This window comes from Bacillus sp. lyk4-R2A-2, assembly GCF_030209735.1.
In the GTDB taxonomy this organism is placed as follows: Bacteria; Bacillota; Bacilli; order Bacillales; family Bacillaceae; genus Bacillus; species Bacillus pumilus.
Genome location: NZ_JARVRK010000002.1, coordinates 1 through 22,387, shown reverse-complemented (window position 1 = coordinate 22,387; position 22,387 = coordinate 1). Strand labels below are relative to the sequence as shown.

The 22,387-nt window shown below is 41.9% G+C and carries 27 protein-coding genes and 14 tRNA genes; 12 read left to right on the top strand and 29 right to left on the bottom strand.

Annotated elements, in window-relative coordinates; translation table 11 throughout:
* Positions 1-15 precede the first annotated feature (15 nt).
* The gene (ytkD, locus tag QRN39_RS01865; RefSeq protein WP_034665337.1) at positions 16-492 is read right to left on the bottom strand and encodes an RNA deprotection pyrophosphohydrolase; all 477 of its coding nucleotides are present in this window, start codon (positions 490-492) and stop codon (positions 16-18) included.
* 248 nt (positions 493-740) lie between these two features.
* On the opposite strand from ytkD, the gene QRN39_RS01860 reads away from it, so the two are divergent.
* Positions 741-1,394, top strand: coding sequence for a TerD family protein (locus QRN39_RS01860; protein ID WP_284906010.1), 654 nt, complete (start codon positions 741-743; stop codon positions 1,392-1,394).
* Positions 1,395-1,416: 22 nt separating this feature from the next.
* On the top strand, positions 1,417-2,208 hold the full coding sequence (locus QRN39_RS01855) for an AIM24 family protein (RefSeq protein ID WP_003217675.1): 792 nt from the start codon (positions 1,417-1,419) through the stop codon (positions 2,206-2,208).
* A 29-nt stretch (positions 2,209-2,237) separates the two neighbouring features.
* On the opposite strand, the gene QRN39_RS01850 is transcribed toward QRN39_RS01855, so the two are convergent.
* From QRN39_RS01850 to QRN39_RS01835, 4 genes are all read right to left on the bottom strand, one after another.
* Positions 2,238-2,546: a hypothetical protein gene (locus QRN39_RS01850; protein ID WP_003217683.1), complete on the bottom strand. Its 309-nt coding sequence runs from the start codon at positions 2,544-2,546 to the stop codon at positions 2,238-2,240.
* A gap of 43 nt (positions 2,547-2,589) precedes the next feature.
* A complete protein-coding gene (locus QRN39_RS01845; protein ID WP_003217754.1) occupies positions 2,590-2,994 on the bottom strand; it encodes a phage holin family protein in 405 nt (134 codons plus the stop codon).
* A gap of 156 nt (positions 2,995-3,150) precedes the next feature.
* Complete coding sequence (locus tag QRN39_RS01840) at positions 3,151-3,342, bottom strand: hypothetical protein (protein WP_003217712.1); 192 nt, start codon at positions 3,340-3,342, stop codon at positions 3,151-3,153.
* A gap of 125 nt (positions 3,343-3,467) precedes the next feature.
* Positions 3,468-3,905, bottom strand: a complete 438-nt coding sequence (locus QRN39_RS01835; RefSeq protein WP_003217576.1) for a Dps family protein — start codon at positions 3,903-3,905, stop codon at positions 3,468-3,470.
* 131 nt (positions 3,906-4,036) lie between these two features.
* On the opposite strand from QRN39_RS01835, the gene ytzI reads away from it, so the two are divergent.
* Positions 4,037-4,183 carry a YtzI protein gene (ytzI, locus tag QRN39_RS01830; protein WP_003217544.1) on the top strand — a complete coding sequence of 49 codons (147 nt, stop codon included), beginning with the start codon at positions 4,037-4,039 and terminating at the stop codon, positions 4,181-4,183.
* An 8-nt stretch (positions 4,184-4,191) separates the two neighbouring features.
* Here the strand turns inward: ytzI and QRN39_RS01825 are convergent, their stop codons facing one another.
* Positions 4,192-4,626, bottom strand: a complete 435-nt coding sequence (locus QRN39_RS01825) for a FixH family protein (RefSeq protein WP_003217735.1) — start codon at positions 4,624-4,626, stop codon at positions 4,192-4,194.
* Positions 4,627-4,740: 114 nt separating this feature from the next.
* Positions 4,741-5,214, bottom strand: a complete 474-nt coding sequence (locus QRN39_RS01820) for an S-ribosylhomocysteine lyase (RefSeq protein ID WP_003217624.1) — start codon at positions 5,212-5,214, stop codon at positions 4,741-4,743.
* A gap of 126 nt (positions 5,215-5,340) precedes the next feature.
* Between QRN39_RS01820 and yidD the strand changes: the two genes are divergently transcribed.
* Positions 5,341-5,565: a membrane protein insertion efficiency factor YidD gene (gene yidD, locus QRN39_RS01815; protein ID WP_003217666.1), complete on the top strand. Its 225-nt coding sequence runs from the start codon at positions 5,341-5,343 to the stop codon at positions 5,563-5,565.
* Between the two features lies 1 nt (position 5,566).
* On the opposite strand, the gene QRN39_RS01810 is transcribed toward yidD, so the two are convergent.
* A complete protein-coding gene (locus tag QRN39_RS01810; RefSeq protein WP_050943492.1) occupies positions 5,567-6,133 on the bottom strand; it encodes a beta-class carbonic anhydrase in 567 nt (188 codons plus the stop codon).
* 214 nt (positions 6,134-6,347) lie between these two features.
* Between QRN39_RS01810 and QRN39_RS01805 the strand changes: the two genes are divergently transcribed.
* Positions 6,348-7,337, top strand: coding sequence for a metal ABC transporter solute-binding protein, Zn/Mn family (locus QRN39_RS01805; RefSeq protein WP_003217657.1), 990 nt, complete (start codon positions 6,348-6,350; stop codon positions 7,335-7,337).
* A gap of 76 nt (positions 7,338-7,413) precedes the next feature.
* Here QRN39_RS01805 and QRN39_RS01800 read toward each other — a convergent pair whose 3' ends face one another.
* Complete coding sequence (locus tag QRN39_RS01800; RefSeq protein ID WP_003217579.1) at positions 7,414-7,656, bottom strand: type B 50S ribosomal protein L31; 243 nt, start codon at positions 7,654-7,656, stop codon at positions 7,414-7,416.
* 176 nt (positions 7,657-7,832) lie between these two features.
* Between QRN39_RS01800 and QRN39_RS01795 the strand changes: the two genes are divergently transcribed.
* The 4 genes from QRN39_RS01795 (at position 7,833) to QRN39_RS01780 (ending at position 10,676) form a co-directional block, all read left to right on the top strand.
* Complete coding sequence (locus tag QRN39_RS01795) at positions 7,833-9,164, top strand: cytochrome ubiquinol oxidase subunit I (protein WP_003217550.1); 1,332 nt, start codon at positions 7,833-7,835, stop codon at positions 9,162-9,164.
* Positions 9,165-9,185: 21 nt separating this feature from the next.
* Positions 9,186-10,232 (top strand): cytochrome d ubiquinol oxidase subunit II, encoded by a 1,047-nt coding sequence (locus QRN39_RS01790; RefSeq protein ID WP_284906120.1) that lies wholly within the window; start codon positions 9,186-9,188, stop codon positions 10,230-10,232.
* 68 nt (positions 10,233-10,300) lie between these two features.
* On the top strand, positions 10,301-10,459 hold the full coding sequence (locus tag QRN39_RS01785; protein ID WP_008360682.1) for a DUF1540 domain-containing protein: 159 nt from the start codon (positions 10,301-10,303) through the stop codon (positions 10,457-10,459).
* Positions 10,460-10,484: 25 nt separating this feature from the next.
* The gene (locus tag QRN39_RS01780) at positions 10,485-10,676 is read left to right on the top strand and encodes a hypothetical protein (protein ID WP_050943488.1); all 192 of its coding nucleotides are present in this window, start codon (positions 10,485-10,487) and stop codon (positions 10,674-10,676) included.
* Between the two features lie 106 nt (positions 10,677-10,782).
* On the opposite strand, the gene menC is transcribed toward QRN39_RS01780, so the two are convergent.
* From menC to QRN39_RS01750, 6 genes are all read right to left on the bottom strand, one after another.
* Positions 10,783-11,907, bottom strand: coding sequence for an o-succinylbenzoate synthase (gene menC / locus QRN39_RS01775; RefSeq protein WP_050943486.1), 1,125 nt, complete (start codon positions 11,905-11,907; stop codon positions 10,783-10,785).
* The gene (locus tag QRN39_RS01770) at positions 11,894-13,354 is read right to left on the bottom strand and encodes an o-succinylbenzoate--CoA ligase (protein ID WP_284905986.1); all 1,461 of its coding nucleotides are present in this window, start codon (positions 13,352-13,354) and stop codon (positions 11,894-11,896) included. Before QRN39_RS01770 ends, menC begins: the two co-directional genes overlap by 14 nt.
* A gap of 71 nt (positions 13,355-13,425) precedes the next feature.
* Positions 13,426-14,244 carry a 1,4-dihydroxy-2-naphthoyl-CoA synthase gene (gene menB, locus QRN39_RS01765; RefSeq protein ID WP_284905984.1) on the bottom strand — a complete coding sequence of 273 codons (819 nt, stop codon included), beginning with the start codon at positions 14,242-14,244 and terminating at the stop codon, positions 13,426-13,428.
* A 14-nt stretch (positions 14,245-14,258) separates the two neighbouring features.
* The gene (menH, locus tag QRN39_RS01760) at positions 14,259-15,083 is read right to left on the bottom strand and encodes a 2-succinyl-6-hydroxy-2,4-cyclohexadiene-1-carboxylate synthase (protein ID WP_212046438.1); all 825 of its coding nucleotides are present in this window, start codon (positions 15,081-15,083) and stop codon (positions 14,259-14,261) included.
* The gene (menD, locus tag QRN39_RS01755; protein WP_284905982.1) at positions 15,068-16,810 is read right to left on the bottom strand and encodes a 2-succinyl-5-enolpyruvyl-6-hydroxy-3-cyclohexene-1-carboxylic-acid synthase; all 1,743 of its coding nucleotides are present in this window, start codon (positions 16,808-16,810) and stop codon (positions 15,068-15,070) included. The genes menH and menD overlap by 16 nt, the downstream gene beginning before the upstream one ends.
* Entirely contained in the window at positions 16,803-18,221 is a 1,419-nt protein-coding gene (locus QRN39_RS01750) for an isochorismate synthase (RefSeq protein ID WP_044142126.1), read from the bottom strand. Before QRN39_RS01750 ends, menD begins: the two co-directional genes overlap by 8 nt.
* 382 nt (positions 18,222-18,603) lie before the next feature.
* On the opposite strand from QRN39_RS01750, the gene QRN39_RS01745 reads away from it, so the two are divergent.
* The 3 genes from QRN39_RS01745 to QRN39_RS01735 all read left to right on the top strand — a co-directional run bounded on the left by QRN39_RS01745 (position 18,604) and on the right by QRN39_RS01735 (position 20,957).
* Positions 18,604-19,542, top strand: a complete 939-nt coding sequence (locus QRN39_RS01745) for a 1,4-dihydroxy-2-naphthoate polyprenyltransferase (RefSeq protein WP_003217744.1) — start codon at positions 18,604-18,606, stop codon at positions 19,540-19,542.
* Positions 19,543-19,659: 117 nt separating this feature from the next.
* The gene (locus QRN39_RS01740) at positions 19,660-20,394 is read left to right on the top strand and encodes a TraR/DksA C4-type zinc finger protein (RefSeq protein WP_003217716.1); all 735 of its coding nucleotides are present in this window, start codon (positions 19,660-19,662) and stop codon (positions 20,392-20,394) included.
* Between the two features lie 86 nt (positions 20,395-20,480).
* Positions 20,481-20,957, top strand: a complete 477-nt coding sequence (locus QRN39_RS01735; protein WP_034620862.1) for a TspO/MBR family protein — start codon at positions 20,481-20,483, stop codon at positions 20,955-20,957.
* A gap of 79 nt (positions 20,958-21,036) precedes the next feature.
* Here QRN39_RS01735 and QRN39_RS01730 read toward each other — a convergent pair.
* From QRN39_RS01730 to QRN39_RS01665, 14 genes are all read right to left on the bottom strand, one after another.
* A tRNA-Glu gene (locus QRN39_RS01730) sits at positions 21,037-21,108 on the bottom strand.
* Positions 21,109-21,115: 7 nt separating this feature from the next.
* Positions 21,116-21,206: transfer RNA gene (locus QRN39_RS01725), tRNA-Ser, on the bottom strand.
* A 3-nt stretch (positions 21,207-21,209) separates the two neighbouring features.
* Positions 21,210-21,284, bottom strand: a tRNA-Asn gene (locus tag QRN39_RS01720).
* Positions 21,285-21,290: 6 nt separating this feature from the next.
* Positions 21,291-21,367, bottom strand: a tRNA-Ile gene (locus tag QRN39_RS01715).
* A gap of 17 nt (positions 21,368-21,384) precedes the next feature.
* Positions 21,385-21,458, bottom strand: a tRNA-Gly gene (locus tag QRN39_RS01710).
* A gap of 11 nt (positions 21,459-21,469) precedes the next feature.
* Positions 21,470-21,545: transfer RNA gene (locus QRN39_RS01705), tRNA-His, on the bottom strand.
* A 27-nt stretch (positions 21,546-21,572) separates the two neighbouring features.
* Positions 21,573-21,645 (bottom strand) — tRNA-Phe (locus QRN39_RS01700).
* A gap of 18 nt (positions 21,646-21,663) precedes the next feature.
* Positions 21,664-21,740 (bottom strand) — tRNA-Asp (locus QRN39_RS01695).
* A gap of 48 nt (positions 21,741-21,788) precedes the next feature.
* A tRNA-Met gene (locus QRN39_RS01690) sits at positions 21,789-21,865 on the bottom strand.
* Between the two features lie 23 nt (positions 21,866-21,888).
* Positions 21,889-21,981 (bottom strand) — tRNA-Ser (locus QRN39_RS01685).
* A gap of 7 nt (positions 21,982-21,988) precedes the next feature.
* A tRNA-Ile gene (locus QRN39_RS01680) sits at positions 21,989-22,065 on the bottom strand.
* A 4-nt stretch (positions 22,066-22,069) separates the two neighbouring features.
* A tRNA-Met gene (locus QRN39_RS01675) sits at positions 22,070-22,143 on the bottom strand.
* Positions 22,144-22,167: 24 nt separating this feature from the next.
* Positions 22,168-22,240 (bottom strand) — tRNA-Ala (locus QRN39_RS01670).
* Positions 22,241-22,248: 8 nt separating this feature from the next.
* A tRNA-Pro gene (locus QRN39_RS01665) sits at positions 22,249-22,325 on the bottom strand.
* Positions 22,326-22,387 lie beyond the last annotated feature (62 nt).

Below are 22,387 nucleotides of genomic sequence, written 5' to 3'. Positions count from 1 at the left end.
CTCCCTGCGCTTTTTTTAACGAATCAAACCGTTCTTTTCTAAATAAGCAAGACTTTGTCTTAACACATCATCTTTCATAATAAAACTGAAATTCTTATTTTTTGCGATGGATCTTGGCAAGTCTGCGAAAAGAACAGGTCCTTTCGTTTCAAAATACGTGTCTTGCTTCACTAGCCTTTCAATATCAGCGAAATAAATATTTTTTACGATGACCTTTTCTCTGCCTAGCACCTGATACTGACCAATATACGTTAATTCACGAACAACAGCACCCGTCTCTTCTTGAATCTCACGTATAGCGGCTTGGTCTGCTTCTTCATTTGGCTCAACTTTCCCTCCTGGAAACTCATAGCCCCGATCCTCATGTTCAGTGAGCAGCCATTTCCCCTGGTAACGGCAGATAGCCCAAACATGCTTTGGATGACTTGAAAAAGGCTTCTCTTCAAAGGAGAGCTTGACCGTATTATGATAATAGTCTTTAAATACATGCATGTGAAATCCCTCATATCCTGTCCTTGCTTCTTGTAAAACATCATACCACAGATCACATTTCTCTGAAGAATTTTTATCAAAAGTGAAACAAACGAGTGGTTTCATTTCGTCTGTATTTAAAATGAGGTCTTGTTGCTAAAACCTTTTTATCATCCCCAACTTCACCCTATTTTAATCATGAAACCTTTTATCCCTTGATGACGTAAATCAATTAGTGTTTGTCCTATTACGACAAGGAGGAAAACAGCATGAGGATAACAAATGGGTCAAAACAAGAAAAAGATCAATCGCTTACGCCCAGTAAAATTGAAAAAGATGACGCCCCTCATGAGGTGATCAAGAAACACCTCATCAAAGGGCAAAAGCTAGATTTAACTAAAGACAATCCAAATATCGACCAAATTCAAATCGGGCTTGGCTGGGATTTGGCTGGCCAGCCAATTGATTTAGATACGCAAGTGTTTCTCTTAAATGAAGAGGACAAACTGTTGTCTCCAAGCCATCTGATCTATTATCATCAGCAGCAGAGCTTAGACGGAGCTGTTCGCCATCTTGGTGATCATCAAGTTGGCGGCGGAAATCGAGACAATGAAATGATCATTATGCAATTAAGCAGAGTCTCTCCTGATATTCATAAAATCGTTGTAACAGCCACGATACATGATGCACACGAGCACAAGCATCATTTTGGACAAGTGACGAACGCTTATGTGCATCTGACTGATCAAATATCACAACAAGAGATTTGTACCTTTCAATTAACAGAAGATTATTCGTATTGCACCTCCATCATTTGCGCCCAACTCATAAGAGATGAGGAAGAATGGAAAATTATCGCCACCGGACAAGGAACTACGCTAGATTTAAATGATTTATGCCGCATCTATGGATTCACATCTTGACGCAGGAAAGGAGCCGGCACCAATGGGATTTCAATTCAACACAATAGAAGAACTCACTTTACAAGCAGAAGGCAGCGGAATCTTTTTTGCGAAAAAAGGCGCAATGATTGCCGATCAAGGTACGTTTCAATACCGCAAACGACTACTCGGTACGAACAAAGGAAATATGGTCAGTCAAGTATTTAACCATATCAGCAGAAAATTGACAGGTGAAAACCTTGAGGTGATGGAAGTAAGTGGACAAGGTACTTGTTATTTGGCTGATTCCAGCGAGCACGTGACAGTGATTAACCTTGAGCCGAGCGGTCCTTGGCAGCATGTAAGTGTAGAAAGTGAGGATTTACTTGCCTTTACTGAGGAATGTCATTACGGCGTGACACCAGTAGGCGTAGGGATTTTATCACAGAAAGGACTGTTTACATCAAAGCTCTCCTATCAAGGCCACGGGGCGCAGGTCGCCATTAAAACAAATGGAAACCCGCTCATTTTAAAAGCCCCTTGCCGTGTAGACCCTGACGCCATCGTCGCTTGGACAGGTAAAGCACCGAAGGTCAAATTAGATGTGAACTGGAAGACCCTCATCGGACAAACATCTGGTGAATCCTACTTATTTGAGTTCCAAGAACAAGACCAAATTGTCATTATCCAGCCATCTGAGCGTACATCCGGCTTACGGGTTGGTTTAGATGATAACCGTTATAAGCCTCAGAGCCAGAACTCCTCTCATGAATTCACTAATTCACAGACATCTCAGCAAGAGAATAGAGGCGGGCTTAGTGATCTGATCGGAGGCATCTTACAACCGCGAAAATAAAAGCATGTAGAAAATCTCTACATGCTTTTTCAATTCATTAATCCATTTGTTTCAATAAAGTTCTTTGTCTCTTCATTCCCGAGCTCGAAAATCATTGAGTATATCTCTTTTCTTTTTCGATCCATTTCATCATTCGGACTGTCATAATGATATTCAAGATACGGAACATGCGCTCGAAAGAAGCCTTTCCAATCTGTCATATACTGTTCATCGAAATAGTCTCTCAGCTGCAAAATTTGATCATCGTCTGCTTCTATTTGAAATTGCCAAGCCGCCGCATCTCTATGCTGAGATATCGACCCATCCTGTACGGATACATAATATGTGTGTCTCGTCATCTGATTCATCCTTTTTCCTTTAGTATGACCAGATATGAAGAAATTACGGCTTTTTGCGCAATTTATTTTTTAACATGTCCAACACATCAATAAACAACTGTGGAATGGGAATTCCGAGGGCATTGGCTGTCGAGACGATTTGGTAAGATTCATAAATAATATAGAAGATGATCGCTAAATCCTTAATCATCCCATTTGTCTTCAGCATGACATCGAAGAAATGCGCCATGGATATTAAGGAGACCGTCACAATCTTTCGAACAAGCCGTGTAGAAAAACGTTTCATTGTGAGCTGTCCTGTCAAAGATTCTCTTAGGCTTGAACAAATTAATTCAATGGCCATGAGTGTTACTAATATCATCAGTAAATATCCTGCTCCACCAAACAGAAAGCCCATCGCTGACAAACTGACTGTAAACAACGAAAAGATGCCTAAATCTTTGCTCACTTGGCATCAACATCCTTTCAGAGTGGAACTCCTTACCTCAATAGTATATGCCAGCTCCTCGCAATAGCTTGGACGACAAAAAATAAAGGCGTCGCCTTTTAAATCAGAGAGAGTGATGACAAGAAAAAAAGCCGCCTTGTGCGGCGGCTTCCATCTTTAGACTCTCACATCAATAAAGCGAGCGTCTGAATCCTTTGGTTGAACAGCTTGAGGCTGCTGCTGAACTTGATCCAGCATGACCATGGCTTGTGCTGTATTCGTAGCAAGCTGTGAATTCAACAAACTAATATTAAGTGTTTTTTGAATGCTCGCGACTTGCTGACTCATCATTCCTGCAATAGAAGACATCTTCTCCCCTCCCTTCTCTTTTCTCTTCGGCTGAAAGCCCTATGATTTCAATGGGCTGTCTGTCCCGATTCCAACAAAAAAGGAATGTCGATCTCTTCATGATCGACATTCCTTTCACATACGTATTATCCTAAAAATGCTTTAAGCATCCAGTTGTGTTTCTCAATAGATTGATGAATCGCAAGCAGCATATCACCTGTTGTTTCATCGCCAACTTCTCCAGCCAGCTCCATTCCTTGCTTTAATTCCTCAGCGATATTGGAGAAATCATCATATAGATTTTTCACCATTTGCTCCGCTGATTCATTACCTTCAGCTTCTTGAATGCTAGAAATTTCTAAGCATTCTTTCATTGTCGCAACAGGCTGTCCATTTAACGCAAGCATACGCTCAGCCAAATCATCAATGTACGTCGCTGTTTCTGTATAAAGTTCCTCAAATTTCTCATGGAGTGTAAAGAAGTCTTTTCCCTTTACGTACCAGTGATAGTTATGTAATTTTACGTAAAGCACAGTCCAATCAGCTACTTGTTTATTAACGACGTTTAATAATTTTTCAGACATGTTTATTCCTCCTTATGTAATTGCGTTTAGTATGAGAATACCCTTTTCCTATTATACTGAAACCTGCCATGAATTTCTTCTATTTTGACTGCATGAAATATATGTTAATATGGAAATAAGGAGGGAGTTAGATGCTGCTACTTGGGATTATCAGCTTTATCATTATCTCAATCGTTGTCTTTTTATCACTATGGACAACATCGAAGGCTTATGAATATAAGCATAAAGTCGATTCACCACAGGATGCTGAACCAAACCAACGTCCTAACCCGAAATAAAATGACACTTAATGATGTGAGGTTTCTTCTTCAGTAGATGAACTCTCTTTTTTCACATCACCTACATGGATATTTGTCTTTGGCATATTATGCTGCTGTTTAGCTGTCACATGGACTTGTATGATATAAAGGCCATCTTTTTTAAAGGCTGTATGCAATTCATATACACCTTTGTTCTCTTTCTTTGGCTGAATCATCTTGCTGTTATCCTTATCGCCATCTTTCCACACTTCAAATTGAACTTCGTCTGCATCATCAACAGGCGTATCACCATATGTGACAGCTGCTTTTACTATAACGCTTTCATTTTTCTCCACTTGTTCAGGTCCTGTAAGCTTCACTTCTAATAGCTCAGGTACCTCCCCTTCGCCACTATTTGCTGCAGAGTTCCCACATGCACTTAGTAACAAGAGCATCAATATCATTCCCAACATTTTTCGCATCCCGAGTTCCCCCTTCTTTTACTGACATGTCCATTTTAACAAATATCCCCTATTTTGACATCTCATGATCGAATACAAAAAAACCGGACATCATCATGTCCGGTTTATGATCGATTAACCAAATACTTTGAGAAGCTCTTCTTGATCTTGAGAAAGCCAGAAACGCATCAAACGTTTTGCACCTTCAAGGTCATGAAGCTTCGCTTGACCGCATTGCTCTTCGTTTGCAGCAGGAATCTCTGTTACCTCAACTGCATCCTTGAATGTTGCATCAAGAAGTTCAACGATTTCTTTTGGAGTTGGTGCACCACTGACCACTAAATAGTAGCCTGTCTGGCAGCCCATTGGAGAAATATCAATGATATCAAAATGGTCGTATTTCTCTGAGTGTGTTCTAATGTTAAACGCAAGTAAATGCTCTAATGTATGAATCGTATCAGGTTTCATTGCTTGTTTGTTTGGCTGACAAAAACGAATATCAAATTTATTGACTTCTCCATCTGATCCCACTTTATGAACGCCACAATGACGAACGTATGGCGCTTTTACAGCATTATGATCAAGTTCAAAGCTTTCAACTGAAGGCATAATCACCACTCCTATAATTGCAATTTCCTATATTATAACATATTTCTCCGACCAGTTTAGTTTATAAAACTTTCCTTCCTTGTCCTTTTTTCTTATACTGTGGAAGACAGACAAGGAGGAACTTCTATGAAACAAATTTTTATCGGCATCATACGCTTTTATCAAAAGTGTATTTCCCCTCTTACACCGCCTAGCTGCCGGTTTTACCCAACATGCTCAAACTACGGGCTAGAAGCGATCAAAACGCATGGCGCTTTAAAAGGCGGCTGGCTCACCATCAAACGGATTTTAAAATGTCATCCGCTCCATCCTGGCGGCATCGATCCTGTCCCGCCGAAAAAGGAAAAATAAATTATTTTTCTTCATATCCGTTGACGACTACGTCAAGCTTTCCAGTTCCTGGATCAATGACAAGACCGTGCACAGGCACATTTGATGGGAGAAGCGGGTGATTTTTCACAACGGACACACTGTCCTTCACGCTCTCTTCAACCGAACTAAAGCTTTTGAGCCACTGTTTAAAATCGATTCCTGAGTATTCCAGTACTTCAATACGTTTTTCTGGGATACCACGCTCAATGGCTTTGTTTAAAAGTGTTTGGCTGTCTATTTTGCTCATACCGCAATCATGATGCCCAATGACATAAACCTCGTCAGCATTTAATTCATAAACAGCCACTAAAATGCTTCGCATAATACTTCCAAATGGATGAGACACAAGAGCACCAGCACTTTTAACGATCTTGATATCTCCATTTCTCATGTTCATTGCACGTGGAAGCAACTCGACAAGTCTTGTATCCATACATGACAGAATGACAGATTTTTTCTGTGGAAACTTCGTTGTTGTAAATTCTTCGTATTTCTTTTCTTCAATAAATTGTTGATTATATTCGATGATTTCTTCTAAAAGTTTCATACGTTGTCCATTCCTTTATCTTTTTTTAAAAATAAATATAGCACAATGTGAGAAATTTCGTCACGTTTTGCAGCGCATTTTTTTAAAAGGAAACATCTGCTGTTGAAAATTTTTTATTTTCCTCTTTTCAAATCGTAATTATTACGATACAATAACTCAGGACATTAAATCGTAATCATTTCTATCTAATAGATTGAGAGGAGACATTTTCCACATGAAAAAAATCTTTTATATGTTAACAGCTGCTTTATTTGCGATCGGTCTTGCCGCTTGCTCAAGCAGTGCGGGGACAAATGCTTCAAAAGGGAAAGCAGACGGAAAACTAACCGTTTACACCACAATTTTCCCGATTCAAGATTTCACTGAAAAAATTGGTGGTTCTCATGTTCATGCGCAAAGCGTGTACCCTGCCAATGCAGATGCACACAGCTTTGAACCAAGTTCAAAAACGATGGTTGAAATGGCTGAAGGAGACGCCTTCATCTACAGCGGCACAGGCGCTGAAGCATTCGCTGACAAAACCGCTTCTACGTTAAAAGACCAAGGCGTGAAAACAGTCAAAGCAGCCGAAGGCATCAAATTGTTATCGACAAAAGAAGAACATTCACATGAAGAAGGCGAAGACCATGATCACGATCATGAAGGGGAAGATCATGACCATGATGGACACGATCACGGAGATAAAGATCCTCATGCATGGTTAGACCCTGTTTATGCACAGCAAATGGCAAAAAACATTAAAGATACACTCGTTTCATTAGATCCAGATCATAAAGACGAATACACAAAAAACTATGAAAAACTAAAAAAGGATTTGCAATCGCTAGATCAAGAGTTCAACACAACGTTATCTAAAGCAAAACATAAAGAAATCCTTGTTTCCCACGCAGCCTACGGTTATTGGGAAAAGCGCTACGGCATTGAACAAATCAGTGTATTAGGGTTATCCGCTTCTGAAGAGCCTTCACAAAAGCAGCTCGAAAGCATTGTACAAAAAGCTGAAAAGCATCACATTCAATATGTGATTTTTGAAAACAACGTCAGCAGCAAAGTCTCAGATACGATCCGCAGTGAAATTGGGGCAAAAAGCCTCACACTTAAAAATCTAGAATCTATTACTGAAGATGATGCCAAAAATGGAGAAAGCTACGTCAGCTTAATGAAACAAAATCTAAAGACCTTAAAAACCGCTTTAAATGATTAATTGTTAAAATCCCGGATGATTATTCGGGGTTTTTTGCTGTAAAAAAAGCACACCATTGTAGGGTGTGCTTTTTATATTACATTTGATACTTTTTCTTAAACAACTCGGCTCTTCCGCCTTTTTCTCCGAACTTTTGGCGTCCTGTATAAAAAGGATGCGTATCAGAGCTTGTTTCTACTTTAATGACAGGATACGTTTTCCCATCTTCCCATTCTACTGTCTCATTGGATGACTTTGTCGATTTACTCAAAAAGCGGTAACCGCTATTTACGTCCATAAATACAACTTCATGTGAGGTTGGATGAATATCTCTTTTCAATGTCAAAACTCCTTTCGTTACCAAAACGTAATTATTACGTTTTATATTTATATTCTACTCCCTCTCTTACAACTTGTCAAAAATCAAGCTTTCTTAGTCAGGAAGAATAATCTAAAAATGGTGGAGAATAATAACATCATGAAAAAGAGAAGCGATAAGAAAGGCGGAGAAAAAAATTGACTGATCTCGTTTTAGCTAGAAGCCTGTTCGGCACAACCATGGGCTTTCACATTATTTATGCCTCGCTTGGTGTCGGCATCCCGCTAATGATTTTGTTAGCTGAACTCATCTTCCAAAAAACGAAGGACCCTCACTATGCTGTCATGGCGAAACGGTGGACGAAAGCGCAGGCTGTCTTGTTAGGTGTCGCCATTCCAACAGGCACGATTGCTGGTACCCAGCTCGCTCTTCTATGGCCAGGTTTTATGGAGGTCATCGGAAAGGTCATGTCACTGCCATTTCAGATTGAAATTTATGCGTTCTTTATTGAAGCATTATTTATGTCTATTTATGTGTACGCAGCGGATCGCCTATCACCTGCTATGCGCATCATTACTGTTATTTTTGTCGTGATTGGTGCAGCCGCTTCAGCGATTCTGATCACAAACGTACATGCGTTTGAAGGTACTCCTGCTGGCTTTCAAATGGTCAATGGAGAAATTACGAATATCGAGCCCTGGAAGGCCTTTTTCAATCCAAGCTTTGTCGTAACTGCGACACATGTCGTGCTGTCTGCTTTTACAACAGGTGCTTTTGTGATTGCATCAGTGGCAGCTTTTAAAATGCTTAAAACAAGAAAGAATGAGAAACTCTATACGTTTCATCGAAAAGCCCTTTTTCTTGGACTTATTGTAGGCGGCCTCTTCTCATTTCTTACGGCCATAAATGGTCATGAGTCTGCTCAGCTTCTGTATGAATATCAGCCAGAAAAATTAGCTGGTGCTGAAGGTTTATTTGAAACACAATCACATGCGCCGCTCGCAATAGGTGGTTTTACCGATGCTGATTCAAAGGAAATTAAAGGAGCAATTGAAATCCCTTGGGCGCTTAGCTTTCTGGCAGGAAATAGCTTTGATACGGTGGTCAAAGGATTAAATGATTTCCCTCGTGACGAGTGGCCGCCTTTATTTATTCACACGTTATTTAACGGCATGGTCATTATTGGCTCAGTTCTCATTTTGTTTGCGGTGTTAGCACTGCTTTACCGTAAAATTTTAAAACGCGAGCATTATCCGAAGTGGCTCCTTTTTCTTTACTTATTCGGCGGGCCCCTTAGTCTTTTGGCCATTGAGTTCGGCTGGATCTTTGCATGTACAGGCCGTCAGCCATGGGTCATTTATCGAATGCTCAAAACCTCAGAGGTCGTCACATCATCAGGCTCGATCGGTACGCTCTTTATCCTTTTTGCCATTGTCTATCTCATCTTAGGCATAGCAACTGTGATTGTGCTGACGTACTACTTTAGAAAACATTCGATTGAAGAAGACCTACGGTTAACAGAATCTTAAAAAGGAGCGATCAAGATGCAAATGGATGTGACAACTGATGCACTCATTGCAATCACCATCTTATGGGGGTTCGTTTTTATCTATGCAGTGATGGCATCAATGGATTTCGGCGCAGGATTTTGGTCCATGATTTATATGAATAAAGAACAAACAAAGGCCGCTAATATCGCAAATAAGTACCTTTCTCCAACATGGGAAGTAACTAACGTATTCATTGTGGCAATTGTTGTCGCATTGTTTAGTATGTTTCCAGGTGCGACCTTTGTCCTTGGTACTGTTTTATTAATACCCGGCAGCATTATATTATTGCTTCTTGCACTGCGAAGCGGGTTTCTCGTGTTTTCTCATTCTCTTCCTGAAAAATACAGAAAAGCAGTGACTTACATTTCAGGGATTAGCGGCTTTATCATTCCATCGATCCTGATCATGGTTCTTCCGATTACTCATGGTGGATTTATCTTTGAGGAGAACAACAACTACTCATTAGATCTTGGACTGGTCTTTACGAGTGCAAATGTCTATTCTTTTGTCGGCTTTGCCATTTTCAGCACCCTTTTTCTTTCGTCATTGCTTTTAGCTGATTTCTCGAATGTGGCTGATGAAGATGAAGCTTACAGCATTTATAGAAGAGGAGCGCTCATTACGGGTCCGCTTTCACTCATGATGGCCTTTTTCATCATGCTGACATTAAGAAGCGAGGCAAATTGGCTGTTCACAAAAATGATGCAGAACATCCCTATTCTTCTTGTATCACTCCTGATGTTTTTGCTAGCAGGGCTGGCTCTATTTTTACCAAATAGTCGGTTTAAGCATAGAAAAGGCCGGCCTCGTTTAGCTGTCATTGCGATTACCATTCAATATTTTTTAGCAAGCTATGTGTACGGACGTGCCCATTTGCCTTATATGGCCTATCCGGATATTACAATCATGTCTGGATTTACAGACCCTGTGACATTTAGAGCATTATTTATCACGTATATTGTAGGTTTTATCATCTTATTCCCTGGGTTCTATTTCTTCTGGAAATTGTTTATGAAGGATAAGCGCTATATTCGCCAGGAAGATTAACGTGAATGGATGAGGTTCATTTCGGTTACATTATAGAAGAAAGACATACTCAAAAGGAGGTCATCTGTATGAGTCAAAAAATCCTTTGTGAAGTCAATAACTGTTCCTATTGGAATGCTGGAAACCGCTGTGGGGCAGATGCAATCTATGTCGTCAGCCACACAGGAAATACGGCTGAAAAAAGTGAAGAAACGGATTGTAAAACGTTTAAACCACAAGATCTTTAAGTCTCATTTAAGGAGGCGCTTCGCATTGAAACACGATCGGCTGCTTCAAACGTTTTTTTATGAAATTCACGACGCGGACGAAGCCGCATTTTATCAGGCTGCTCACTCCTTTTTAAACCTTTGGGATTATGAATATGGCCATGCAGCAGACATGCCCAGTGAAATGAATCACTATATTGGACAGCTTGCTTATGACAGCGAACTGGTAGAAGAGTAAGAAAGAGCGGGTCACCGCTCTTTCTTTTTAGTTGAGACAGGAAGGAAAAACTTTCTCTCACTATATATAGATTTTATTGGATATGCAAAAGGTGAATACCTCATTTTCACATCACAAAATCATGTTTTGTAAAGACGTCAATTTTATCTGAAAAGGAACGAAGCGCTTGATAATCCACTTCTACGCCCATTCCTGGGGAACGAGGCACCTCAATAAAACCATTTTCAACCTTGATTTCAGGATAAATGATATCCTGCTCCCAATATTTTGACGAAGCGGAAATATCACCTGGAATTGTAAATTGCGGAAGCGAAGCAAGTGCCACGTTCTGTGCGCGAGAAATGCCTGTTTCAATCATTCCTCCGCACCATAACGGAATTTGATGCTCCTTACTGAATGTATGGATTTTGAGGGCTTCTGTCAGCCCTCCAACTCGTGAAGGCTTCACATTAATAATTTGACAGCTGCCAAGCTCTACAGCTTTTCTAGCATCATCTAAGGAACAAATACTTTCATCCAAACATATCGGTGTTTTTAAATGCTTTTGCAAATGGCGATGATCGACGATATCATCTGCAGCTAATGGCTGTTCAATCATTAATAAACGAATGTCATCGAGCTGTTTGAGCTTGCTAATATCCTTTAATTCATAAGCAGAGTTTGCATCCGCCATTAGTGGAAGGTGAGGGAAAGACTCTCTAATTTTTTTCAGGAGTCCGATATCCTGCCCCGGCTTAATTTTCACCTTCACCCGCTGATAGCCTTGGTCCACAAATTGCTGTATTTGCTTCAGCATGTCATCAATGGGTCCTAACCCCGCCACAACACCAGAAGGTATTCTATCCTTGGTGCCGCCTAATACATCTCGTAACGACTTATTCTCACGCTTCGCATAAATATCCCAAACAGCCGCTTCAATTCCCGCTTTCGCCATCCTATTACCTTTAAATTGGTACAGGCTGTCTGGTATTTCTGAAGGGTGTGTAAAGGTGCGTGTCAGCACATTTGGTATAAAAAAAGCTCTCAGCATATGGTAACAAGTCTCAATGGTTTCTTCTGTATACCAAGGAGAAGAAAAGGCTGACACCTCTCCCCATCCAGTCAATCCCGTTTGATCTTTTACCTCGACAATAATAAACTCACGCTCTGAGATGGTCCCAAGACTTGTGGTAAATGGCTGCTTGAGCTTCATCGTGACATGATATAAAATCACTCGTTCAATTTGAATCATCTAAAAACCCCTTTGACTTGAGTCTGTGCCTCTGCAATTTATTTGACGCATTTCTTGGCAGCTCGTCCACAAAGTGAAAAGCGGCAGGCCATTTATATTTTGCTAGATGCGACTCACATAAAGCATAGAGCTCGTTCTCCGGTATTTTATGGTCTGTGACAAGAAAGGCAGCTGGTACCTCTCCCCATCTATCATCATACATACCCGTCACTCCGGCTTCCATTACATGCGGATGTGTTAACAGGATCGCTTCAATTTCAGCAGGATAAATATTCTCACCGCCAGAAATAATTAAATCTGAACGGCGGTCAAGCACAAATAAAAATCCTTCCTCATCCACATAGCCGATATCACCCGTTTTCAGCCAGCCTTGATCAAAAGCAGCCGCGGTCGCCTCTTCGCGGTAAAGGTACCCTTTCATGACATTTGCCCCTTTCACCATAATTTCGCCATGCTCAAAAGGACGACAAATGCGTGTACCATCTTGAATTTTCAGCTCACATCCAAAAAGGGGTTTTCCCGCTGATCCAAGCTTCTCTACACTAAATTCAGGCGCAAGGGTCACAATTTGTGAACAGGTTTCTGTCATGCCGTACGATTGAAACACAGGGAAGCCTTTCTCTTTGCTTTCTTGAAGCATCGCAAAAGGCGCAGGTCCTCCGCCTAATAACAGACAGCGCAAAGAAGACGGACATTCTTCCAGCCTGCTTAATAAACGGGATAACATCGTTTGAACAACAGATATCATCGTCACACGATGCTGTTCAATCGAACCCTTTACTTCATCGACATCAAACTTTTGATGAAGTACGACAGTCATCCCATAAATCACAGACTTAAATAAAGCGGATAACCCGCTAATATGAAAAAGAGGCAGTGCAATAAGCCAGCGGTCATCCTCTCTGAGGCCCATATTGAGTGCAGAGGAAACAGCACTATAAAAATGATTACCAAACGTTTGCTCGACCCCTTTTGGTTGTCCTGTTGTGCCAGACGTATACATGATCGTTGCTGTTTCATTCAAATCAAATTCGCTTTCGATTTTCTTTCCATTGTCGTGACCTGCTTCTGGTAAAGTCTCCATTGTATAAACGGGTAGATCACCCTTATGATCACTTGCATAAACAGGTTCAGTAAATAAAGCGGCTGCTTTTGCATCTTCAAGTTGATAGCGCCTTTCAGCTTTTGTTAACTTATTGTTCAATAGCACGATTTTGAATCCTAATGAAAAACAAGCATGAACAAGCATCACCATTTGAGGCTGGTTGTTCATCAAAAGCCCGACCGTTTCCCCTTTTTTTAATGATGCTTGTGCAAGTCTATTTGAAAGCTCATTGACTTCATCAGCTAAATCGCGAAATGTCCACTGTTTATCCTGATAAATGAGTGCGACTCTTTCTGGTGTTAAATAAGCACGGTGCAGCAGCCAATTCGGTTGCTTCATCATGACACCTCCTTTTTGTAAAAGAAAACAGCTTAGTCTGATGCACTAAGCTGTTTTTCATCGCTATGATTGAATCAAGGGAAACGCGGGAACTGACCGAAGTCCGGCTTGCGTTTTTCCTTAAAGGAATCGCGTCCTTCTTTTGCTTCATCTGTTGTGTAATAAAGAAGTGTCGCATCTCCTGCAAATTGTTGAATTCCAGCTAATCCATCCGTATCTGCATTAAATGCAGCCTTCAAGAATCGTAAAGCAGTCGGGCTCTTTTCTAGCATCTCCTCGCACCACTTCACTGTTTCCTCTTCAAGCTGCTCTAATGGTACAACAGTATTAACAAGTCCCATATCAAGCGCTTCTTGTGCATTGTATTGACGGCATAAGTACCAGATTTCTCTCGCTTTCTTATGACCAACAATACGTGCAAGGTAGCCTGAGCCATAACCAGCATCAAAGCTGCCTACTTTTGGACCAGTTTGTCCAAAAATCGCATTATCTGCTGCAATTGTCAGGTCACATACAATATGAAGAACGTGTCCGCCGCCGATTGCATAACCAGCAACCATCGCAACAACAGGTTTTGGAATCACACGAATTAAACGCTGTAGGTCGAGTACATTTAGACGCGGAATTTGATCGTCTCCTACATAACCGCCATGACCGCGTACTTTTTGATCTCCACCAGAACAGAATGCTTTGCCGCCAGCACCTGCAAGTACGATCACACCAACATTTGAATTATCACGAGCACGTGAAAATGCATCAATCAATTCACTCACAGTCTTTGGTGTAAACGCGTTATGTACATATGGACGATTAATCGTGATCTTTGCAATCCCATTGCATGTTTCATATAAAATTTCGTCATATTGACGCTCATTTTGCCATTCAATAGCCATCAATAGTTCCTCCTCTAATCTTGCGTAATAAACTCACTTACTATTTTACCAAAAAAATGTGGTTGTTCCACATGAACTGTATGCCCAGCCTGCTCAGCCAATATGAATTGACTGCCTTCAAGCTCCTGCTGCATACGTGTGGCGATCTTGCAGAACTTTTCATCAAGCGCTCCGCACATCAACAAAACAGGTAAATTCATATGCTTTAAAGCCTTCCAAACAGAGGGCTGCGAACCTGTTCCTATGCCTTCTAAGCTGCGGGCCAGTCCAAGTGGATTGGCTTTTAGCCTTTCCTCTCGTAGTTGAGCCTGCGTGTCAGCTGATAAAGTTTTCTGCGAAGCAAACAGTGGAATACTCTCCCAAAAATCCACAAACTTCACTAAACCTTCATGTCTCATTTTCTGAGCCAGCTGATGATCATGTTTGAGTCTTGCCATCCGCTCTTTAAACGTGCGAAGCCCTGGAGAGGTACTCTCTAGAATCAACTTGTTGACTCGCTCTGAATAACGAGAGGCAAATGATAAAGCAATACGTCCTCCCATAGAATATCCGAGAATATTCACTTTGTGAAGCTTTAATTGGTTTAAAATCTCTGCAAGATCTGCTAGCTGATGCGACATCGCATATCTTCTTATACTTTCTGGTGAGTCCGTGCGGCCATGTCCAAGCAGGCTGACTTGAATCAATCTTGTATTTCCCATATAAGCATTCAAGAATGTCCAAGAAGCCGCGCTTCCAGTGAAGCCGTGTAAGCATAGCGTGGCATTCTCACCTGATGGATTCTGATCCACCACCTCGTACGCCACACCATCACGCATCCGTATTATGAAAGAAGACATTCTTTTTTCACTTCTTCCAATATGTCATCCATCATTTGACGATGCTTGCTTACACGAGAATGCCGATCTGTTTCAATTTCAATTAAATGAAGTCCAGGCTCTTCCATATGCGCCTTGTAGACATCATGTAATTCTTGTTTCGTTGACGGTTTCGAATAGGTTCCCCCATACAACTTCGAAGCATACTCAAAATTCAGTCCAGTCGGTGTACCAAAGAGTTTTTCATAATACGGTTCCTCAGACGCCTGTGGAAGGAAAGAAAAGATGCCTCCTCCATCATTGTTTAACAACACAACCGTCAGTGGAATGTCCATCAACTTCGCTGCAAGGAGACCATTCATATCATGGTAAAATGATAAATCTCCAATCACTAAGGTGACCGGCTGTTTCAAAGCTGCATACGTGCCAAGTGCTGTAGACACAACACCATCAATACCATTTGCTCCTCGATTCGCCATCATTCGAAAAGGCTTCGATTGCGCTTCAAAAAATGTATCCACATCACGAATCGGCATACTATTCCCGATAAAAAGGACACTCTCCTTCGGCAAAAGATGCTGAAGCTGACGGTACACATTCCCCTCAAATGACAGATCCTCATCAGAATAATGGGAAGCATGCGTTCTGAATGATGAATTTGCATCCTGCCAGCGCTTTAGAAAACTTGTATCCTCACGTTGATCCGATCTATTGACTACTTCATCTACAAAAGCTGCCACATCACTTTCAAAGACATATGAAGCACTCAGCCCAGGATCTCGAAAACCTCCGGCAGCATCAACAACAATCTGATTCACTTCCGCATGTTTTTCCAGCCACTTGAATAAAGGCTTAGACACAGGCATCGGTCCAAAACGAATGACCATATCCGGCAATAGGTGATGCTGCAATGCTTCATCTTTCAATAAAGAATCATACGCATCAATAATAAGATCTGTATGCTCATGACCATTTCGCAAATGAGAAAGCGGGTCCGCTAAAATCGGCATATGCAAGGCTTTTGAAAGACGTAATACTGCCTCTTTCTCTTTCTCCGTATGAAGCTCGCCACACACAATCAGTCCCTTTTTGGAACGGTTCATAACCGTCACAATTTCAGATATCGCATCTTCATTTGGGAAAGCCTGTCCTGTAGCTAATACTTTTTTCCGGTCTGTTTCTTCTCGCTCGAAAGGATCAATAGACAAATCAGGAAGCAATGGTTCTCTCAGAGGGACATTGATTTGTACAGGTCCCTTCGGCTCTTGCATCGACATATGATTTGCTCTTGCCGCAGCCGTCTGAACATAGCGTAACATCGTCTGACTTTCTTCTGGCAATGCTAAGTCTGTGAACCATTTAACAAACTTACCGAATAAGAATTGCTGATCAATCGCTTGAGGTGCTCCAACTTCCCTCAATTCGTGCGGCCGATCAGCAGTTAAAACAATAAGTGGGACACGGGAATAATGTGCCTCTACAATGGCTGGGTAAAAGTTAGCTGCTGCTGTACCTGACGTACAAATAAGCAGCACTGGTGTTTGACTTGCTTTTGCAAGACCAAGCGCATAAAAAGCAGCAGACCGTTCATCCACTAATACATGGACAGTGATGTCTTGGTGGGCTAGAGCCAGCATTGCAAGCGGGGTCGAACGAGAACCTGGACAGACAACTGCCTCTTGTACGCCACCTTGGACAAATTCATCCATCAATCTGCCAATATATGTTGTCATGATTTGATTATTCAATAGGACGACCTCCAAGGGCAGATAGCATTGGTCTTAATTTCACTTGCGTTTCCTCGTACTCCTGCTTTGCAAGGGAATCCTCTACAATGCCGCAGCCAGCGAACAAACGAACATGGTCTTCCTCAATAAGACCTGACCGAATGGCAACAGCAAATTCTCCATTATCCTGAGAGTCAATCCACCCTACCGGCGCTGCGTACCAGCCACGTTTCAACGGTTCGATTTCACGAATGACCTCAACCGCCTTTTCCTTCGGATATCCGCCTAATGCTGGCGTCGGATGGAGCTGTTCAATTAATGAAAAGAGAGAACAGCTGCTTTTAATTTCTCCTACAATCGGTGTAAACAAATGCTGAATGTTTTTTGTTTTATAAAGACTAGGTTGATTTGGTTTATGCACGCGAAGGCAATTAGCCTCAAATGCTTGCTCAATCATATTGACAACAATTTGATGTTCAATCAAATTCTTCTCATCATGCAGCAGTTCCTCGCCTAATGCTCGATCTTCCGCTTCATCTTTTCCACGAACAATCGAACCTGCTAAACAAGATGAAAAGACCTCTCCGCCGCTTTTTTTCACTAAGCGTTCCGGCGTAGCTCCGACAAATGCTTGTCTCCCCTGTTCAACCGCAAATACATAACTCGTTGTTTGATGCTTTAATAATTCTGATAACAGTGGAGCGAGTTCAATTTGATTTTTATAGTGAAGCAAGACTTCTCTTGCTAAAACAACCTTTTCATATTCGTTTGCACGAATGTGGTCTGTCGCTTCTTGGATCGCCTTCATCCATTCCTTCACATCTCGTTCTTCCATATGAACAAGTTCAGCTTGTCCACCATGTCTGAGGGGTAATGTTTCGTAATGAGAGGCTTTTTGTTCTAATTCTTGAATGAGCTGATGAACATTCCCGTCCACCTGCTTCCATTCATTGATCGTCAGAAACGTGCCTTCTTTCGAGACAGTGAGCATCATCGATGGCACAAAAAAATGAGCCTCACCAAAAGCTTCCCAGTGACGCGCCTTCTCTTCATACGGATCAAATGAGAATCCTCCAAATAAAAGCGGACCAACAGCCGCTTGCCTTAACTCCTTCTCATCATGAAAATGGAACATGTGCTGCTTCAGCTGTTCCCATTCTTGATGGACTGTATCAAATCGTTCCTTGCCTTGCTCAGATGATTTAATAACGGCCGCTCTGCCAAGTCCAGAAAATATCATTTGGCTTTCTGGATCAGACCAAAAAAACCGCTCGCCTAAAAAATCCGCTTCGCCGCTTTGGAAAAAGGCAAGAGGATCCAGATCGTCAACTCTTCTGGAGTAGCTTATCAAAACAGCATGGTTGACGTTATTCGCTTCTTCTAATGTCGCAAGCGCTTCCTGCCGGAAAGTACTTTGCACTGTTGTCACCATGATACATTCCTCCAAAATCCATGAAATAACATAAAAAAATAAAACCATAATGAAAAAATACGTGAACATTCGAGTATGTCGAATGACCTGCTTTTCTATTATAAACCTTAACAGATGAACTTAGTAAAGAAAACAGCTTTTTAAACCTCGAATCCTTATTATATCACGCTTTCTAGATTTTTTCGCTCCTGCTTCTTGAAACGAGAGCATCTATAAGAAAAATGGAAATTCTTGTTCTAAGATCAAGCTTTCTCTCGATATGGCAACGATTAGCAAACATCTTTTTCAGGTTTCATCGCATCAATATATTGACACCTTTTTGAACTTTGCTAAACTGGAATTTGGACGTGTACGTATTTTTTTATTTAAAGGAGTATATTTTATGCAGCATCAATCGATATCAGATCAGCTTTCACCGATTAAGCCTGATAAGAACTGGCGGATTTGGTGGAATTTACTACGACCGCATACATTAACAGCAGCATTTATTCCCGTTACTTTAGGAACTGTTCTCGCACTTCCAAGTGGTCAAATACATGTTGGGCTATTTTTAGCTATGCTGTTTGCATCTATGTTTATCCAAATCGCAACGAACATGTTTAATGAGTACTTTGATTATGTTCGCGGATTGGACAACGAGAAATCTGTCGGCATCGGCGGCGCCATTGTCAGAAATGGTGTGAAACCTAAAACCGTTCTCAGCCTTGCTTATGCACTATTTGCGCTTTCTTTACTACTAGGGGTGTACATTTGCATGATGTCTAGCTGGTGGATTGCACTGATAGGACTCATATGTATGGCAGCAGGCTATTTCTATACAGGCGGTCCTGTTCCTATTGCATATACACCGTTTGGAGAAGTTGTGTCAGGTGCTTTTATGGGACTAGGAATCATCCTTATCAGTTTCTATATTCAAACAGGCACACTGACGTCTAAAGCTGTTCTCGTCTCATTACCAATTTCTATTTTAGTTGGTGCCATCTTACTATCGAACAATATCCGCGATTTAGACGGCGATAAAGAAAATGGACGAAAAACACTTGCTATTCTTGCTGGGCGAAAGGCTGCTGTGAACATTTTACTTTCCATGTTTTTGATCTCTTATGTACTTATTTTTGTTTATATCTTCACAGATATTGTCGGCCTTTGGAGTCTTCTTGTTTTACTCAGTGTCCCAAAAGCATATACAGCTATCAAAGAATTTAAGCAAAAAGAAAAACCAATTGAATTAATGAATGCCATGAAATCTACAGCTCAAACCAATACATTTTTCGGTTTCCTGCTGACAATCGCTTTGATCTTACAATACTATATCGCGTAACAAAGAACGCCTGCAGCCGCAGGCGTTTTTTCATGAGGAATTGCTTCAATTTGGAACTAGTCTTACAGACAAAATTGCTCATACTAATATTATGTTTGATATGAAAGGATGATCGCTTTGTTGTCTAAAGACGAATTACATCATTTGAAGCAGCGACTTCTCGATGAAAAGCACGAACTCGAAGCCAAAAGCCATGACGATGAACAAAAAGTATCATTTCCTTATGATTCGGTCGGAGACCTGTCAGCCTATGATAATCACCCAGGTGATCAAGGGACAGAGCTGTTCGAACGCGGGAAGGATATTGCGTTAAACAGTTTGGAACATGAACATCTGTTAGACGTTAATGAAGCACTTCAAGCCATCACAGACGGCTCTTATGGCCTATGCAAGGTCTGTAAATCACCTATCCCAAAGGAACGCTTAGAGGCCTTACCTAGTGCCGTCACATGCACAGAGCATTCAAAAGAACAAACCGTTTCACAAAACCGTCCGATTGAAGAGGATTTATTAAGTCCGCCATCAGGGCAATTCGAAAATGAAGAAAGTGCAGCCTATGATGGAGAGGATGCATATCAAGACGTAGAACGCTACGGAAACTCTGATACGCCGTCTGATATGGAATTTCCTCCATTGACATACGATGATGTGTATACACAATCAGAAGATGAAGATTATGTCGAAGACTATGAAGGATTCGCAGCTGCTGATATTGAAGGCAAGGCAAGTAAAGTATATCCAAATAAAGCACACGAAGCCTATGAAGAGGCATTGGACGAAGAAGGCGTCATGACCGTATTTGGTGACTTGAAGCCGTACGAAGAAGAACCTTATACAGAAGAAAATCATTAGTCCCCTCATAATGGGGGCTTAATGTTTATATCATGTAATGATTGGGAAATCACTTTAAGAGTGAATTTGATTGGAGGAGATTCTTAATGGCGAGAAAAAGTATCATTTGGGCAGTGGTTGTCTTCTTTATTACATACGCATTATTCTCTATTGCCGGATTCTTGTTTCCGATTGACAGAGAGTGGTATGATGCATTAAATAAACCGGAATGGACACCGAGTGGTGGAGTAATTGGCGCTGTGTGGGCTGTCTTATTTGCTCTCATCTCGTTGTCCGCAGCGATCATTTATGGAAAATATGGATTTCAAAAAATCACTTTACCCTTTTGGATTCTTTTTCTTTTAAATTACGTATTTAATCAAGCCTTTAGTTTTTTTCAATTTACACAAAAAGATTTATTCGCAGCTACGATCGACTGCCTGCTTGTAGCGCTGACAGCACTTGCTCTTGTTATCGTCTCGCGTAAACTAAGCAAAGTCGTTCCAATTTTACTAATTCCTTATGTCTTATGGGGCTTCTTTGCAACATACTTGTCTTATACGATCTATTCCATGAACATGTAAAAAAAGACCGCTATAATGGCGGTCTTTCTTTTTTGAAGAAAATAAAAAAGAGATCTTTGACAAGACCTCTTTCTAAACATGACCCGTACGGGATTCGAACCCGTGTTACCGCCGTGAAAGGGCGGTGTCTTAACCGCTTGACCAACGGGCCAGATAAATGGCGGAGAAGGAGGGATTTGAACCCTCGCGCCGCTCGCGCGACCTACACCCTTAGCAGGGGCGCCTCTTCAGCCACTTGAGTACTTCTCCATTTGGCTCCGCAGGTAGGACTCGAACCTACGACCGATCGGTTAACAGCCGATAGCTCTACCACTGAGCTACTGCGGAATATCATGGTGGGCCTGAGTGGACTCGAACCACCGACCTCACGCTTATCAGGCGTGCGCTCTAACCAGCTGAGCTACAGGCCCATGAATGGATATACAAATGGAGCGGGTGATGGGAATCGAACCCACGACATCAGCTTGGAAGGCTGAGGTTTTACCACTAAACTACACCCGCAAATATATGTATGGGGCGATTGATGGGAATCGAACCCACGAGTGCCAGAGCCACAATCTGGTGCGTTAACCACTTCGCCACAACCGCCATACTATCAATATTTTTTTATAAAAGTGGCTCGGGACGGAATCGAACCGCCGACACACGGATTTTCAGTCCGTTGCTCTACCAACTGAGCTACCGAGCCAAGTATTCATTTTAAAAATGGCGGTCCGGACGGGACTCGAACCCGCGACCTCCTGCGTGACAGGCAGGCATTCTAACCAACTGAACTACCGGACCATTTTGGTTGCACTCATTGAGCACTCCCTATTGGTGTATAAAATAATTTGGTTGCGGGGGCAGGATTTGAACCTGCGACCTTCGGGTTATGAGCCCGACGAGCTACCGAACTGCTCCACCCCGCGATGATATAAGTTTTTAAAAAATATGGCGGAGGAAGAGGGATTCGAACCCCCGCGGGCTTTGACACCCCTGTCGGTTTTCAAGACCGATCCCTTCAGCCGGACTTGGGTATTCCTCCGTATAGATGGTGGACCTTGTAGGACTCGAACCTACGACCGGACGGTTATGAGCCGTCTGCTCTAACCAACTGAGCTAAAGGTCCTTTATAGCGGCGGAGGGGATCGAACCCCCGACCTCACGGGTATGAACCGTACGCTCTAGCCAGCTGAGCTACACCGCCATGATCAAAATAATCTTTTAAAAGTGGAGCCTAGCGGGATCGAACCGCTGACCTCCTGCGTGCAAGGCAGGCGCTCTCCCAGCTGAGCTAAGGCCCCATAAAAGATGGTCGGGAAGACAGGATTCGAACCTGCGACCCCTTGGTCCCAAACCAAGTGCTCTACCAAGCTGAGCTACTTCCCGATCTTAATGGCGCGCCCGAGAGGAGTCGAACCCCTAACCTTTTGATCCGTAGTCAAACGCTC

Bases quoted from the DNA above. Each gene is read 5' to 3' on its own strand.
- menH (WP_212046438.1), bottom strand. From the start codon at position 15,083: ATGTCTTCTTTCATAATACGGATGCGTGATGGTGTGGCGTACGAGGTG.
- QRN39_RS01805 (WP_003217657.1), top strand. From the start codon at position 6,348: ATGAAAAAAATCTTTTATATGTTAACAGCTGCTTTATTTGCGATCGGT.
- QRN39_RS01810 (WP_050943492.1), bottom strand. From the start codon at position 6,133: ATGAAACTTTTAGAAGAAATCATCGAATATAATCAACAATTTATTGAA.
- QRN39_RS01750 (WP_044142126.1), bottom strand. From the start codon at position 18,221: ATGGTGACAACAGTGCAAAGTACTTTCCGGCAGGAAGCGCTTGCGACA.
- QRN39_RS01855 (WP_003217675.1), top strand. From the start codon at position 1,417: ATGGGATTTCAATTCAACACAATAGAAGAACTCACTTTACAAGCAGAA.
- QRN39_RS01790 (WP_284906120.1), top strand. From the start codon at position 9,186: ATGGATGTGACAACTGATGCACTCATTGCAATCACCATCTTATGGGGG.
- QRN39_RS01840 (WP_003217712.1), bottom strand. From the start codon at position 3,342: ATGTCTTCTATTGCAGGAATGATGAGTCAGCAAGTCGCGAGCATTCAA.
- QRN39_RS01860 (WP_284906010.1), top strand. From the start codon at position 741: ATGAGGATAACAAATGGGTCAAAACAAGAAAAAGATCAATCGCTTACG.
- ytkD (WP_034665337.1), bottom strand. From the start codon at position 492: ATGCATGTATTTAAAGACTATTATCATAATACGGTCAAGCTCTCCTTT.
- menB (WP_284905984.1), bottom strand. From the start codon at position 14,244: ATGGCTATTGAATGGCAAAATGAGCGTCAATATGACGAAATTTTATAT.
- QRN39_RS01820 (WP_003217624.1), bottom strand. From the start codon at position 5,214: ATGCCTTCAGTTGAAAGCTTTGAACTTGATCATAATGCTGTAAAAGCG.
- ytzI (WP_003217544.1), top strand. From the start codon at position 4,037: ATGCTGCTACTTGGGATTATCAGCTTTATCATTATCTCAATCGTTGTC.
- QRN39_RS01735 (WP_034620862.1), top strand. From the start codon at position 20,481: ATGGCGAGAAAAAGTATCATTTGGGCAGTGGTTGTCTTCTTTATTACA.
- menC (WP_050943486.1), bottom strand. From the start codon at position 11,907: ATGATTCAAATTGAACGAGTGATTTTATATCATGTCACGATGAAGCTC.
- QRN39_RS01745 (WP_003217744.1), top strand. From the start codon at position 18,604: ATGCAGCATCAATCGATATCAGATCAGCTTTCACCGATTAAGCCTGAT.
- QRN39_RS01825 (WP_003217735.1), bottom strand. From the start codon at position 4,626: ATGCGAAAAATGTTGGGAATGATATTGATGCTCTTGTTACTAAGTGCA.
- QRN39_RS01770 (WP_284905986.1), bottom strand. From the start codon at position 13,354: ATGATGAAGCAACCGAATTGGCTGCTGCACCGTGCTTATTTAACACCA.
- yidD (WP_003217666.1), top strand. From the start codon at position 5,341: ATGAAACAAATTTTTATCGGCATCATACGCTTTTATCAAAAGTGTATT.
- QRN39_RS01785 (WP_008360682.1), top strand. From the start codon at position 10,301: ATGAGTCAAAAAATCCTTTGTGAAGTCAATAACTGTTCCTATTGGAAT.
- QRN39_RS01850 (WP_003217683.1), bottom strand. From the start codon at position 2,546: ATGACGAGACACACATATTATGTATCCGTACAGGATGGGTCGATATCT.
- QRN39_RS01835 (WP_003217576.1), bottom strand. From the start codon at position 3,905: ATGTCTGAAAAATTATTAAACGTCGTTAATAAACAAGTAGCTGATTGG.